Raw genomic sequence first — 13,637 nt, 5'->3', positions numbered from 1 at the left:
GGGATAGATTTTTTAAAGTTTGATTTCACCGAGGAAATGATCGAACGTATCTCCTCTGAGTCCAAGTCGGATAGTTTCAAGAGGAATCACTTCAGAAGGACTGATATTTCCAAGGTTCACGTTTGCGCCCAACAGTTTGATAAACCAAACTTGTTGAGATTTCTGAGGTGCTTCCCAGATGATTCTTTCTTCAGGAACTTGAGTCAGAATTTCCTCCACCAAACCCTGACGAACCTCACCGGAATCACGGAACAAGCCGACATTTCCTCCTTCACGTGCCTCGCCAATTACTTTCCAGGCACCTGCCGCAAGCTCTGTTTGCATCTGCTCGATCCACTTGTAGGGAGGGATAATTTTGGCGGCATCTTTAGATCCTACTTCGGAAAGTACCGTTACCTGCTTGGCAAGTGTGGAAATGTATTCACATTTCTTGTCATGATTCAGGGAAATGGAACCATCCGATACCTCTGCAAATTCAAGGTCGTACTTGTCCAGTACGCGCTGATAATCTTCAAATTGCCCTCTGACAATAAACGCTTCAAAAAGTGTACCCCCCAGATACACAGGAATCCCTGCCGCCTTGTAAACAGCCAGTTTCTCGTTTAAGTGTTTGGTGACATAGGAGGTCGCCCATCCTAATTTAACAATGTCAACAAAATCAGAGCAGCTGTCAGCAAAATCCTCGGTTTCCCGAAGGCTAAGACCTTTGTCCATAGCCATAGTAAATCCCCTGGAACGTGGCTTATCAGTCCGTACAGGAATATTCTTTAGCACATAATTCATGTGATTATAATTTGATTTTAAAGGCCATAAGGAATCTTGCATGCGGGATAATCCTCACATTGTGTGACTTTTTTTTAATGCTTGATTTCATTTGCCAGGTTTTAAAATTTAGAGCAGGGAATGGTCATCCCGATATTGAGCGATGATCTTGTAGATCGCCTTTTGTTCTTTCAACTCAGGCATCAATTCGTACAAGATAGTATGCTTATCGAAGTCCAAAGTTAACGCATTTTCTAAATATGAAAACGCATCTTTGTATTTGCCCATCTTGACGAGGTAGACCACCATGCGGTAGTAAAGCTCTGGCTCCTCTGGTGCTTCTTCGATTCCCTCACGAACCACGTCAACAGCTTCTTCAAAGCGGTTTTGCTCAAAATAGATCACCGAGAGATTGACATAGGTCTCCATGATTCCCGGCTCCAGGTTAATTGCTTCTTCGTAGGCTTCAGAACTTGCCTGCATATTTCCAAGGTTGAATTCGGCATCTGCCAATCCGACCCAGAAGTTGGCATTTTCCTTATTCAGGTTTAACGCCTTCTTGAAATAATGGATAGCCTCAAAGAATTTTTCCTTTTTCAGCATGCACATCCCCAACCCAAACCAGGCATCATCATATTCCTCATCCAGTTTGGCTGACTTTTTAAAGTATTTGAACGCTTCGTCAATTTTGCCCAGCTTCTCATAGGCTGCACCCATGTAGCAGCAGTTTTCTGCATTGACTCCTTCACAGTTGATGGTGTTCTGATAGGCTTCCAGCGCTGCTTCGTATTGATGCGTATTCATCAGGGCGTTGCCCATGTTGAAATAGGCAGACGCAAACGCATCATCGATGATCAGGGCATACTCATAAGCCGAAATGGCGTCTTCAAACCGGCCCAGGCGATTGTACACCACGCCCAGATTGTACCAAGCTCCGGCAGAATAAGGATCCTGATCAATGAATTCCTGGTAGAATTGGAGAATTTCGTCAAATGAACCCTCTTCCTCAGTGATCATTGCCAATTGAAACAAGGCGTCCTCGTGATTGATCCGGTTTTTGACTGCTTCCTTGAAATAATCGCTGGCTTTGGCGTTGTCTCCTTTGGCTCTGTAGAGGTTCCCAAGTGAGTAAAAAACCTCTGCTTTATCTTCCGCCAATGGCAAATAATTCTCCAAAAGTTCGATTCCTTCCTGATGATTTCCGGCCAGAATCTGTGCATTGGCCAAAGCCAAAACGATGTCCTCATTATTGGGGGAGAGATTGTTGAGATTTTCCAAAATACCCAGGCCTTCTTCCAACTCATCATTGAAAATGAGACACTGAGCCTTGAGCAGCCGGATTTCCACAGAAAAGGGAAACTTTTCAAGGGCATATTCAGAAGCTCTTAGGGCTTTGAGGAACTTTTGCTGATCGAAGTAAAACCGGATGATGTCTTCCAGTTCTTCTTCTTCAAAATAGAGGTCCAGGTTGGACTTCAGGGAGTTTTCAAAACGCTCAACGAGTTTTTTATCTTCTTCCCAGTCGTGATCGTGATCTCCGGTCATTCGGTGATGTTATGGTTTATTTAAGATACCAATAAATGAGATATCACAAAATACAGGTCGTTTAAATTTTCCAATCAGCCTGATATTTTCCTGAAATGAAAAATTGCATGATTCAATGAGTCAGCTGTTGAATTAACGCCTGGTTAGAATAATAAGTTTGTTTCAGTTCTCTTTTACCCATGCTAAGGTCTCTCTGATCGGGAAATATGAATAATCGAGCAGATTTTGAATCTTTGAATTATCAAAGCGGAGCTTTTGCTGCACAATCATCGCCGTCCGTTTGTTCAGTGGACTATTGCTCAGACCCAGTGTGCGGAATATAGAATTGAATGCAGACGCCAATGTTATCAACGAATCAGGCAAAGGAAATTTTGGTGCTTTTTTACCAAAGACCTTCGCAACTTCCGCGAAGAATTCTTGATACGAAATACTTTCCCTATTTAAAATAAACCGCTCTCCCCAAGCTTCCTTTTCTACGAGCATACGGGTGATTTTGGCAGCATCCCTCACATCGATGTAGTTCAGATCCCCCTTTGGGAAAAATTTATTCCCCTCCAAAACATAAGAATAAATCGCTGAACTGCTTTTTCCGTAGTTTGATTTTCCGAGTAAAATTGATGGATTGACCACAATCAACTCCAAGCCCTCCTGCTCACCACGCCAGGCTTCCAATTCTGCCCAGTATTTGGAAACTGCGTATTCGGTATTCAAGGGAGATTCGGTCCATTTAAATTCTTCATCGATTACGCTCAGTTCAGGACTTCTCCCAATCGCCGCAACTGAACTTACAAATACTAAATTATTGACTCCAGTAGTCAACATCGCATTGACAAGGTTTGCTGTGCCGATGGCGTTAACCTCATAGAGTTTTTCTTTGTCCTTTGATGAAAAAGATACCAAACCCGCAGAATGAATCACGAGATCTATATCTGAAAGGGATTCCATGAGGGATTCCATGTTGGAAAGTTCGCCGACATGCCATTGGACCTCCACATCACCGATCAAGTCCAAATTTGATCCCTCACGCCTGAGTCCATGAATTTTCCCCAATTGGCTAAACTCCCGGGCTAGTTGGCTTCCAAAAAGCCCGGTTATTCCCGTGATTAAAATATTCATAGCCAATTTCTAAAGTCGGGTATTGATCAAATCGAGGTGCTGGATTTTATCATAAATCTTCCGATTGCTTGGAAGTGTTTCGAGCATGTCCAAATAGCGCTCATTATGGCAATCTGTTCCCAACAGAGCGACTACACCCTTTTCCACCAGCAATTCCCCAAAATCTTTCACCTGCTTGGAATAAAAACCTGTAAATGACAACAAATTGACCTGAAAGAGGAGTTTTCTGTCGAATAGATCTTCTTGAAGTTTCTTATCCATTAACAGATATTGATAACGCTCAGGGTGAGCCAGGATAGGTTTAAACCCCGCCATTTCCAAGTGAAAAATTATATCCAGAAGCATTTGGGGTTTATTGATAAATCCCGTTTCGACAAGAATATAATTATCTCCAAAAGTCAGCATCTTTTCACCTGCCTTTACTTTTTCGAGAAAAATCTCATCCATATAATACTCCGCAGCAGCATCGATTTGGATTCCAATCCCTTCCTGCTTGATAGCTTTTCGAAGATCCTCCAATCCCATTTCTATGATTTCGGGAGTATTTCGATAATATTCCGACATGATATGCGGAGTGATAATGATTTTTTCCAATCCATAACCTGCCAGTCTTTTTACCAAGTCTATCGACTCCTCCATTGATTTGGATCCGTCGTCTATTCCCGGTATCAAATGGGAATGCATGTCGACTTTGAGCCAAGAAAGGTCAAGCGGTATCACTTCCTCTGGTTTTCTTTTAAAAACATCTAACCAGCCCATCATAAACCTCCATTAGTTTGATTTTTGAATTCTTCCAAAGTCATCCAGAGTTGATCTTTATCTGAGATTATCGGACTTTGGATTTGCCAGTCAATTCCTAACACAGGATCGTTCCAAAGGATTCCTCCTTCAGAAGGCTGATGGTAATAATTAGAGCACTTATAGGCGAAAATCGCATCCTCCAAAACAGAAAACCCATGTGCAAATCCTTCAGGAATGTAAAGCAGATTGTGCTTAACCCCATCTAGCAGCGTGGAGAAATGCGCTCCGAAAGTAGGAGAATCCTTCCTCAAATCCACCACCACATCCAGCACCTTGCCGGTGATGACGCGGACCAGCTTGGCCTGTGCAAAAGGAGCCACCTGGAAATGAAGCCCACGAACAGTTCCTTTTTGGGAAAAAGACTGATTATCCTGTACCCAGTCTACGCTAATCTCTTCTTTTATAAACCAATCCATTCGAAAGGATTCAAAAAAATAGCCCCTGCTATCGTGGAAAACTCTTGGAAAGATTTCAAGAAGACCTTCTATTGGAGTGCTGCGCAACTCTGCCATTGGAAAATTAATTCTGGTGCTTGGAGCGGTAAAATAACTACTCCCAAATTGACTATCCTAATCTACTTTAAGGAATTATAGGCAAATTTGCATTTCAAAAACTGAAAATCAAGGTCTCATCAACCCGGCGTGATTCGCTCCAATTTTTTTGGAGGAACCATTTGTCTAAAATTGCCCTTTCTCAAAGCGAATAGAACCTGCTATGAATAAATTTTCAAGGAAACTCCAAAAACTTCACGACACCGCTCCCAAAGTAGAAACCGCCATCTTGGTCACACTGATTCGTCAGCAACAAAGCGATCCGGAAGTGGAGGAACATTTGGATGAACTTGCTTTCCTTGCGGAAACTCTCGGCGCCAAGACGGTTTACAGATTTACTCAACGAATGGAAAAACCAGACATCAGGACTTTTGTGGGCTCCGGTAAACTGGAAGAAATCAAAGCATACGTCGCGCATTTCGAAGTGGATATGGTCATTTTTGATGATGACCTCAGCCCCTCCCAAATGCGAAATCTGGAAAATGAAATCAAGGTGAAAATCTATGACAGGTCCTTGCTAATTCTTGATATTTTCCTGAAAAGAGCGCAGACTGCCCAGGCAAAAACCCAGGTCGAACTCGCTAGATATCAATATCTCCTCCCTCGGTTGACCAACATGTGGACACACTTGGAGCGTCAGAGAGGTGGTACCGGCACCAGGGGAGGTTCAGGTGAAAAAGAAATTGAAACGGATAAAAGGGACATCCGTACAAAGATAACCCTCCTGAAAGAAAAGCTTCTGGAAATAGAAAAACAGGGTATTACACAGCGCAAAGGTAGAAAAGGAGTGGTTCGCGTGGCTTTGGTAGGATATACCAACGTAGGAAAAAGTACCCTGATGAACCTAATTACAAAAACCGATATCCTTGCTGAAAACAAACTGTTTGCTACAGTAGATTCTACTGTGCGAAAAGTCGTATTGGACACGATCCCTTTTCTTCTTTCGGATACGGTGGGTTTTATCCGAAAATTACCAACTCACCTTATCGAGTCCTTCAAATCCACGCTCGAAGAAATTCGCGAGGCTGATTTACTCGTGCATGTGGTGGATATTTCGCATCATGCTTTTGAAGATCAAATTAATGTGGTGACGCAGACATTGAATGAATTGAAAGCTGGAGACAAGCCTGTTCTGTTGGTATTCAACAAGATCGATTTGGTCCAGCAAATGCCTTCCGAAGAAGAATCCTTGCACATCAGCGAGCACGAACTCCAGGAAACTCGGTATGTCGATTTCAAAGCCCTCAGCGATGCCTATGAAAAGAAAAACGGGATTAAGCCGGTGTTTATGGCTGCCTCCTCTGCCGAAAATGTGGAAGAATTTCGAGCTTCTCTATTAGTAGAAGTAAAAAAACAGCATCGAAAAATCTATCCACATTACCTCGAAGATGAGGTAGTTAACTGGTCAGAAAAAGACAATTTGAATTAAGCCTAAAGCGATTAAACAAAATTTAGCGGTGAGGATTGATTCTTCGCCGTTTCTTTTTTCCCTTTTAACCCGGAAATGAAATCCCTTTGACACGTCGGTATAGATTAAGTGCAAACTTATCTGTCATACCTGAAATAAAATCCACCAAATTCCGAAGCAGGGGATAGGGGTTGACTTCAGCGCCCCAGCCTTTAAGTGGAAAGTCCTCGGGCAGCAATCTCAAAATACTTTTGTCTTGACCGGAAAACGACTCCGGACTATAAAACTGGTGATAAAGCGCCTGTGAAAAGACAGTCAAGAGCCCTTCCAGCACCTGAAATCCTGCTGCCTCTTTTTCCAAGACAACCTTGGAGCGGTAGATACTTTTCACAGATGCAGTTGAAATGGAAGCGAGCGCTTTTGCCGAAGGAATAATTTCCGTCAGCGCTTTGTCAAAATTACCCTTGCGCATCCCTTCTTCATAGTGACCAAAAACTTCTACAGTCTCCCGAATCAATTGACCGATTGCCATAGCCCGCAAAATTGCAAGGTTTTGAGATTGAGTCCGATCCTTGAGTTTTTCCTTGTCGAATTTTTCTCCCAAAATCGGCTTTAAAAGACCAACTGTTTCCTCAAAGCTTACTAAGCCCATCGTGCAGCCATCTTCCAGATCAATGATGTTGTAGCAGATGTCATCCGCTGCCTCCACCAAAAATGCAAGTGGATGCCTAACCCAGCATTCCGCGCTGGTTTTTTCAATTCCCAGTGCATCGGTCATCAGCTCAAAATCCAGCAGCTGATTGATAAAAAAGCCGAATTTTTTCTGACTTTTTCTTGCGATATCACGTTGCGGAATAAGACTTGGTCGGGGATATTTGGTAAAGGCGGCAAGCGTTGCATACGTAAGATTTAGACCAAACTGCTTGGAGACCAACATTCTGAATCCCTGCGCATTGCCTTCGAAATTGATCAAATCAGACCATTGATCTACTCTGACGTGTTTTTCCCAGACTTTTCCGTAAGGATGAAATCTGAAAAAGTCCGAAATTGCTTCTTCTCCTGCATGTCCAAAAGGAGGGTTTCCTATATCGTGAGTAAGGGCAGCGGCAGCCACTATCGAGCCAATAGCTGAGGAGGAAATACCCAAGTTCTGTAGTGTGTGATACTTTTCGAGGAGAATTTCCCCCGCTGCTTTTCCTAAAGATCTGCCAACGCTCGAAACTTCCAAGCTATGCGTCAATCGGGTGTGTACGAAGGCCTGTTCCGGAAGCGGAAAAACCTGCGTCTTGTCCTGAAGATTCCTGAAAGGTGCCGAAAAAATGATTCTATCGTAATCTATTTCAAATTCTGTGCGGCTGGCATCCAGATTCAGTGACTTTGGAGTTTCACCAAAACGGCCACTAGCCAGCAACTTTTCCCATTTCATCATCCCCAAAATTAATCAGCTCCTGAGATATATCCGGTATTTGAGGAAACTTTGATGAACTGGCATGGTGATTGAATTTTAGGTAGGAATAAACCAAATTACCACACCCATGAAAATTATTATTAAAAACCTTACGGTATTCCTGTTAGGGTTCGCAGCCTTCGCCTGTGATATTAATAACAGTCCTAAATCCGGTCAAGCCAGAGTAAACTTCTATCTGGTAGATGCGCCAGCAGATTTCGATGAAGTATGGATCGAGGTACTTGCCTTAAGAGTAAAGGCCGAAAATGAGGAAAGCGAGATGACTGAAGATGATGACTCTTGGAATGAAATAGTTTTTGAAGGCAGCAGATATGTCAATCTATTGGATTTGACTGGTGGAAATTCCCTTTTGCTTGGTTCTGAGGACTTTCCTGAAGGTAATATCGATCAAATCCGTCTCATTCTCGGAGAGGACAACTACCTCACGAAAGATGGAGAACGATTTGAATTAAAAACTCCAAGTGCACAGCAAAGCGGCCTAAAAATTAAAGTAGATCAAACTCTCGAAGCTGGAAATACTTACAATCTGATTATTGATTTTGACATGGCCAAGTCCATCGTTGTAGCAGGAAACTCCGGAAACATAATTCTTAAGCCTGTTCTTCGTGCTTTCCTTGAACAATCTCAAGGCGTTCAGGGGCAAGTTTTGCCGGTTGAGGCCCAACCTGTCATGATTACCGTTACAGTAAACGGAATTGATCTCAATACTTTTGCCGATGAAAATGGCAACTATGTCATTCAGGGTATTACACCCGGAACTTACGATCTGACCTTCATGCCGAATGAGGGCTATGAGCCCGTCACAGTCAATGGAATTGTAGTTGAGGCAGAAAAGGTCACCACAGTGCCTCCAGTTACGCTTGTAGAGAAGTAAAAAAATAACCGAATGCCTGATATGCCCCCAAAAAGTTAGACACTTTGCGGGGGCATTTTTCTTTTATTCCCAAAAAGGAATTTTCTTGTATTGAGGACTTTTGCCCTAAATTTGATGCGTGAATAAATTGAGATTAATCCTATTCCTACTTTTTCCGATTTTGGTTTGCTCGTGTAAAGACTTTGACAACAGTCCGAAAGCATTGGTAAACATTCTCCTGATCGATTCGCCAGCTCAATGGGATTCTGTGATAGTAGAAATTCAGGGAGTCGAGCTGGAGCTTATTCCAAATGGAAGAGAAGGTGATGTTCAGAAAATCTTTCTGCCGTATGAGCCTGGAGACAAAGAAGTGGATATTTCAAAGCTTGTAGCAGGGACAGTATTGCCGGTCGCCAGAAATGAAACCCAGCTGGGCATAGTCACCGGCATCACCCTGAAGCTGGGTACTCGAAATTCGCTCTACCTGGATGAAGATCGCTTTCCGCTTGAATTACCTCAAGGAATTACCGACTATTACTTACCCGTTTCCATCAATCTCGAACAGGGATTTTCCTATGATTTGATCTTGGATTTTGATCTGGAAAAGTCCATTCAGGTGACCAATCCTGAACCGCTTACCCTGGATTTTAATCCTACAATTTCGGCCTATTCGGATATAGGAAGGGGAGAATTAACCGGTACGACCAGTCCATCTGAAGTCCGACCGGTGATTTTTGCAGTAAATGGGGAAGACTCCGTCAGCACACACACCAATACCAGTGGGAATTTTTCGTTTCGCCTGGAGCCAGGGACCTATGATGTATACATCGACCCAAAAAACAGCCGGTATAATTCTGATACCATCAGAGGAGTAATCGTCGAATCAGGAAAAATCACACCACTGGAGCGAATCACTTTGACAAGAAAATGACCGAACAGGATCTACAATTCATGCGGCGGGCATTGGAGCTTGCCGAAAACGGAAGAGGGTATGTAAGCCCAAATCCAATGGTCGGATGTGTCATCGTTTATAATGAACAAATCATCGGAGAAGGATTTCACCAAATCTATGGAGGCCCTCATGCTGAGGTCAATGCGATCCAATCTGTAGAAAATCCCAATTTGCTTCCCGAATCAACTGTCTACGTCACCTTAGAACCCTGCGCCCATTGGGGAAAAACACCTCCCTGCGCCAATCTTTTGGTGGATAAAAAGGTGAAAAAAGCCGTAATCGCAACGATTGATTCCAATCCACTGGTAGGTGGAAAAGGGATAGAGATCCTTCAAAAAGCAGGCATTGAAGTTGAAACCGGAATTTTGGAACAGGAAGCCAAATGGCAAAACAGACGCTTTTTTACCCAAATCGAAAAGCGACGTCCCTACGTGATCCTGAAGTGGGCCCAAACAGAAGATGGTTTTATTGCACGCACTGACTTTTCATCCAAATGGATCAGCGGGACTCAAAGTCGACAGTTGGTCCATAAATGGAGAGCCGAAGAAGATGCAATTTTGGTTGGAAAAAACACCGCGCTCCATGATGATCCAAGCCTAAACGTACGCGATTGGGTAGGAAAAAATCCAGTACGGATTGTAGTGGATTCCAAATTGGATTTGCCAAGGAGCCTGAGACTCTTCGATGGGTCGATCCCTACCATTTGCTTCAATAGCAAAATATCAGAAACTCATCAAAACCTTGATTTCATGAATCTAGGAGACAGTTTTTCGATTTCAACTATACTTGCTGAGCTATACGCTCGAAAAATCCAAAGTCTGATCGTAGAAGGGGGGAGTAGCGTTTTGACTCAATTCATTGAATGTGGACTCTGGGATGAAGCCCGGGTTTTTACAGGGAAATCCAAATTTGGAGCGGGCATTTCTGCTCCGGTTTTGAACCAAAAGCCCACTGAATCACTTTGCATCGGAGAAGATATTTTGACAGTTTACCATCATGGCTGAGACCTTATTTATTCCTGAATCAGCTGCTAAGGCTGAAAAATACGAAGCGCTAATTCCTCAAATCGAAGCACTGATTACAGGTGAGGAAGATGTCTATGCCAACTTGGCCAATATTTCTGCAGCTCTGAAAGAGGGATTTGGCTTCTTTTGGGTAGGATTTTACTTAGTGAAAAATGAGCAGTTAGTATTGGGTCCGTTTCAGGGATCAATCGCATGTACACGGATCAACTTTGGCAAGGGCGTCTGTGGCGAAGCTTGGAAAGAGGGCAAAACGCAACTCGTCCCTGATGTGGATGCTTTTCCAGGACATATCGCCTGCAGTTCTGCTTCGCGCTCCGAAATAGTCGTTCCCGTATTCAAAGGAAATGAGGTCGCCATGGTGCTGGACGTGGACAGTGACAAACTAACTGACTTCGACGAAATCGACCAGAAGTATCTGGAAGAACTGATGGGGATTTTGGGAAAAACGCTTTGACTACAGTGATTCCAAAGCAAAGGCTCTGATAAGCTCCAAAGTTTCCTCCTTGCTTTCGACCATTCCCATGTGACCCACGCCTTGAAGCTCATAATAATGGGAAAAAACATCTTTTTGAGCGCGACTCGATTCAATTTTCACCGCAGCATCTTCCGTTCCGGCGATCAATAATTTTGGCCCGGAATAAAGCTTGAGAATATCCAAACGTTCTTTTCGGTCTCGCATGGCTCCTGCATATGCAATCAGCCCATTCAGCGTGGAGCGTTTCCCGTCCTCAATGGCCAATTCAATTTCTTTGGACAATTCTGCTCTTCGGTTTTCTGAAAAAAGTGGAGGAACGAATGAGGTGACAAATTTTTCCACTCCATATTTTCTAAGAAAAGTGATGGTACGGTTTCGCATCTCCTTTTTCTCCCCATCATCTGCAAAAGCTGTGGAGTGAAAAAGACCGATCGCTTTGATTCGATTGCCCATTAATTCCAATAAGGCAAGGGAAACATATCCGCCCAATGAATGGCCTATAACAATTGGATTTTCGATTTGATTGACTTTCATCCAATCCTCCAAACTGACCGCTACTTCCTCCAAAGTAATCTGATCTTCTGAAATTGGAGAATTCGCGATTCCCGGCAAATCAGGACAGATCACCCGAAATTCATTGGAAAGCGCTTCAGCAAAATCAGCCCACATGTTTCCTGTCTCACAAAATCCATGTATCAGGACTAAAGGATATCCTTTTCCTCTCTCAAAAAAATGAATACCAGACATTTTGAAATTTTTAAGAAATGCGAACAACCTCTGAAAGACTCCTTACCGCAGCAGCAATTCCATCAGGATCAAAACCGCACTCACGATGCAATTCGATTTGTTCTCCATGTTCGATGACCTTATCAGGGATACCCAGCCGCTTCACCTGAGCGGAATAGCCCTTGTCAACCATCCACTCCAGGACAGCCGAACCAAAACCACCCATCAGACAGCCATCTTCAAGAGTGACTACTTTTTTGAACTTACCAAAGATCTCGTGCAGCAATTCCTCATCCAGTGGCTTGACAAACCGCATATCATAATGTGCGGGATCAAGTCCCTCTTTGCTCAAGACTGAACAGGCTTCCACCGCATAGTTTCCGATATGACCAATTGACAGGATAGCCACATCTTGTCCTTCTTTGACGATTCGTCCCTGACCCACCGGAATCAACCGAAATGGAGTTCTCCACTCTGGCATCACCCCATTTCCTCTTGGATATCGGATTGAATAAGGACCTTCGTGAAGGGAAGCTGAATACATCAGATTTCGAAGTTCTTCTTCATTCATAGGTGAAGAAACCACAAGATTTGGCACACAGCGGAAATAAGCGATGTCATACGCGCCATGATGAGTAGGTCCATCCGCACCTACGAAACCTGCTCGATCGAGGCAAAATACAACAGGGAGATTTTGAAGGCACACATCATGCACCACTTGGTCATAGGCTCGCTGCATGAATGTGGAATAAATATTACAGAAAGGAACCAAGCCCTGAGTAGCCAGACCGGCAGAGAATGTCACGGCATGTTGCTCGGCGATTCCCACATCAAAGGCACGATCCGGCATGGCCTTCATCATGATATTCAGCGAAGAACCGGACGGCATGGCTGGCGTGATACCCATGATTTTTGGGTTCATTTCCGCTAATTCAACCAGTGTGTGCCCGAATACATCCTGATATTTTGGGGCTTGGGGAGTTGAAGGTACTTTTTTGAAGATTTCTCCGGTCACTTTATCAAAAGTCCCGGGCGCATGCCAGGTAGTTTTATTGCCGTTTTCGGCAGGGGCATAGCCTTTTCCTTTTACCGTAATGCAATGCAGGATTTTAGGTCCCGGAATATTCTTCATGTCTCTCAGAATCTCAACGAGGTGATTCACATCGTGTCCGTCGACGGGGCCGAAATAGCGAAGATTTAATGATTCAAAGAGATTGCTTTGCTTGAGTAAAGCCGATTTGATCGCTCCTTCTACTTTGGAGAGGACCTCCTGAGCACTGCTTCCAAACTTACTGAATTTGCCCAGCATTTTCCACACCTCATCTTTGACTTTATTGTAAGTATGCGAAGTGGTGATGTCAGTCAGGTAATCTTTTAATGCCCCAACATTGGGGTCGATGGACATACAGTTGTCATTCAGAATGATCAGGAGATTCGTGTCACTCACCCCTGCATGATTCATGGCTTCGAATGCCATTCCACCGGTCATCGAGCCATCACCGATCACTGCGACATGCTGGATGTTTGAGTTTTTGTATTTGGAAGCTACTGCCATTCCCAATGCCGCCGAAATAGAAGTACTGGAGTGCCCCACACCAAAGGTGTCAAATTGGCTTTCTTTTCGTTTTGGGAAACCTGAAATTCCACCGTAAACCCGGTTGGTGTGGAATTTATCTTTTCTTCCTGTCAGGATTTTGTGCCCGTAAGCCTGATGGCCTACATCCCATACCAATTGGTCTTCAGGAGTATTGAGCACATAATGTAGTGCTACGGTCAATTCAACAACCCCCAAACTTGCCCCGAAATGACCACCGTAAACGGATACATTATCCACGATAAACTGGCGGAGTTCATCACAGATTTGCACAAGTTTGTCCTTCGGAAATTTCTTCAGGTCATCTGGAGTATTGATTTGAGCGAGTAATTCTCCTGGAGTGATTTGCATTTTCTGAAGT

The 13,637-nt window shown here is 43.7% G+C and carries 13 protein-coding genes; 5 read left to right on the top strand and 8 right to left on the bottom strand.

Annotated elements, in window-relative coordinates; all coding sequences use genetic code 11:
- Positions 1 to 12 precede the first annotated feature (12 nt).
- From C4S61_RS14800 to rfbC, 5 genes are all read right to left on the bottom strand, one after another.
- Complete coding sequence (locus C4S61_RS14800) at positions 13 to 783, bottom strand: phosphosulfolactate synthase (RefSeq protein WP_103925587.1); 771 nt, start codon at positions 781 to 783, stop codon at positions 13 to 15.
- A 108-nt stretch (positions 784 to 891) separates the two neighbouring features.
- Positions 892 to 2,307: a tetratricopeptide repeat protein gene (locus C4S61_RS14795; RefSeq protein WP_103925586.1), complete on the bottom strand. Its 1,416-nt coding sequence runs from the start codon at positions 2,305 to 2,307 to the stop codon at positions 892 to 894.
- A 162-nt stretch (positions 2,308 to 2,469) separates the two neighbouring features.
- Positions 2,470 to 3,423 carry an NAD-dependent epimerase/dehydratase family protein gene (locus C4S61_RS14790; RefSeq protein WP_103925585.1) on the bottom strand — a complete coding sequence of 318 codons (954 nt, stop codon included), beginning with the start codon at positions 3,421 to 3,423 and terminating at the stop codon, positions 2,470 to 2,472.
- 9 nt (positions 3,424 to 3,432) lie between these two features.
- Positions 3,433 to 4,182: a tyrosine-protein phosphatase gene (locus C4S61_RS14785; RefSeq protein ID WP_103925604.1), complete on the bottom strand. Its 750-nt coding sequence runs from the start codon at positions 4,180 to 4,182 to the stop codon at positions 3,433 to 3,435.
- On the bottom strand, positions 4,182 to 4,736 hold the full coding sequence (gene rfbC / locus C4S61_RS14780; protein ID WP_103925584.1) for a dTDP-4-dehydrorhamnose 3,5-epimerase: 555 nt from the start codon (positions 4,734 to 4,736) through the stop codon (positions 4,182 to 4,184). The genes C4S61_RS14785 and rfbC overlap by 1 nt, the downstream gene beginning before the upstream one ends.
- 202 nt (positions 4,737 to 4,938) lie before the next feature.
- On the opposite strand from rfbC, the gene hflX reads away from it, so the two are divergent.
- Positions 4,939 to 6,204, top strand: a complete 1,266-nt coding sequence (gene hflX, locus C4S61_RS14775) for a GTPase HflX (RefSeq protein ID WP_103925583.1) — start codon at positions 4,939 to 4,941, stop codon at positions 6,202 to 6,204.
- A 64-nt stretch (positions 6,205 to 6,268) separates the two neighbouring features.
- Here hflX and dgt read toward each other — a convergent pair whose 3' ends face one another.
- Positions 6,269 to 7,609, bottom strand: a complete 1,341-nt coding sequence (gene dgt, locus C4S61_RS14770) for a dGTP triphosphohydrolase (protein ID WP_103925603.1) — start codon at positions 7,607 to 7,609, stop codon at positions 6,269 to 6,271.
- Between the two features lie 109 nt (positions 7,610 to 7,718).
- Here dgt and C4S61_RS14765 point away from each other — a divergent pair, with 109 nt between their 5' ends.
- From C4S61_RS14765 to C4S61_RS14750, 4 genes are all read left to right on the top strand, one after another.
- Positions 7,719 to 8,525 carry a DUF4382 domain-containing protein gene (locus tag C4S61_RS14765; protein ID WP_103925582.1) on the top strand — a complete coding sequence of 269 codons (807 nt, stop codon included), beginning with the start codon at positions 7,719 to 7,721 and terminating at the stop codon, positions 8,523 to 8,525.
- 118 nt (positions 8,526 to 8,643) lie between these two features.
- Positions 8,644 to 9,435, top strand: a complete 792-nt coding sequence (locus C4S61_RS14760; protein WP_103925581.1) for a DUF4382 domain-containing protein — start codon at positions 8,644 to 8,646, stop codon at positions 9,433 to 9,435.
- Entirely contained in the window at positions 9,432 to 10,460 is a 1,029-nt protein-coding gene (ribD, locus tag C4S61_RS14755) for a bifunctional diaminohydroxyphosphoribosylaminopyrimidine deaminase/5-amino-6-(5-phosphoribosylamino)uracil reductase RibD (protein WP_103925580.1), read from the top strand. The genes C4S61_RS14760 and ribD overlap by 4 nt, the downstream gene beginning before the upstream one ends.
- Positions 10,453 to 10,935 carry a GAF domain-containing protein gene (locus C4S61_RS14750; protein WP_103925579.1) on the top strand — a complete coding sequence of 161 codons (483 nt, stop codon included), beginning with the start codon at positions 10,453 to 10,455 and terminating at the stop codon, positions 10,933 to 10,935. Before ribD ends, C4S61_RS14750 begins: the two co-directional genes overlap by 8 nt.
- Here the strand turns inward: C4S61_RS14750 and C4S61_RS14745 are convergent, their stop codons facing one another.
- Positions 10,936 to 11,703 (bottom strand): alpha/beta fold hydrolase, encoded by a 768-nt coding sequence (locus C4S61_RS14745; protein ID WP_103925578.1) that lies wholly within the window; start codon positions 11,701 to 11,703, stop codon positions 10,936 to 10,938.
- A gap of 10 nt (positions 11,704 to 11,713) precedes the next feature.
- Positions 11,714 to 13,627 (bottom strand): 1-deoxy-D-xylulose-5-phosphate synthase, encoded by a 1,914-nt coding sequence (gene dxs / locus C4S61_RS14740; protein WP_103925577.1) that lies wholly within the window; start codon positions 13,625 to 13,627, stop codon positions 11,714 to 11,716.
- Positions 13,628 to 13,637 lie beyond the last annotated feature (10 nt).

This window comes from Algoriphagus boritolerans DSM 17298 = JCM 18970 (genome assembly GCF_900108085.1).
GTDB classification, from domain to species: Bacteria; Bacteroidota; Bacteroidia; order Cytophagales; family Cyclobacteriaceae; genus Algoriphagus; species Algoriphagus boritolerans.
Note: the sequence above shows the minus strand (reverse complement) of the source record. Positions and strands in the feature narration are given on the sequence as shown.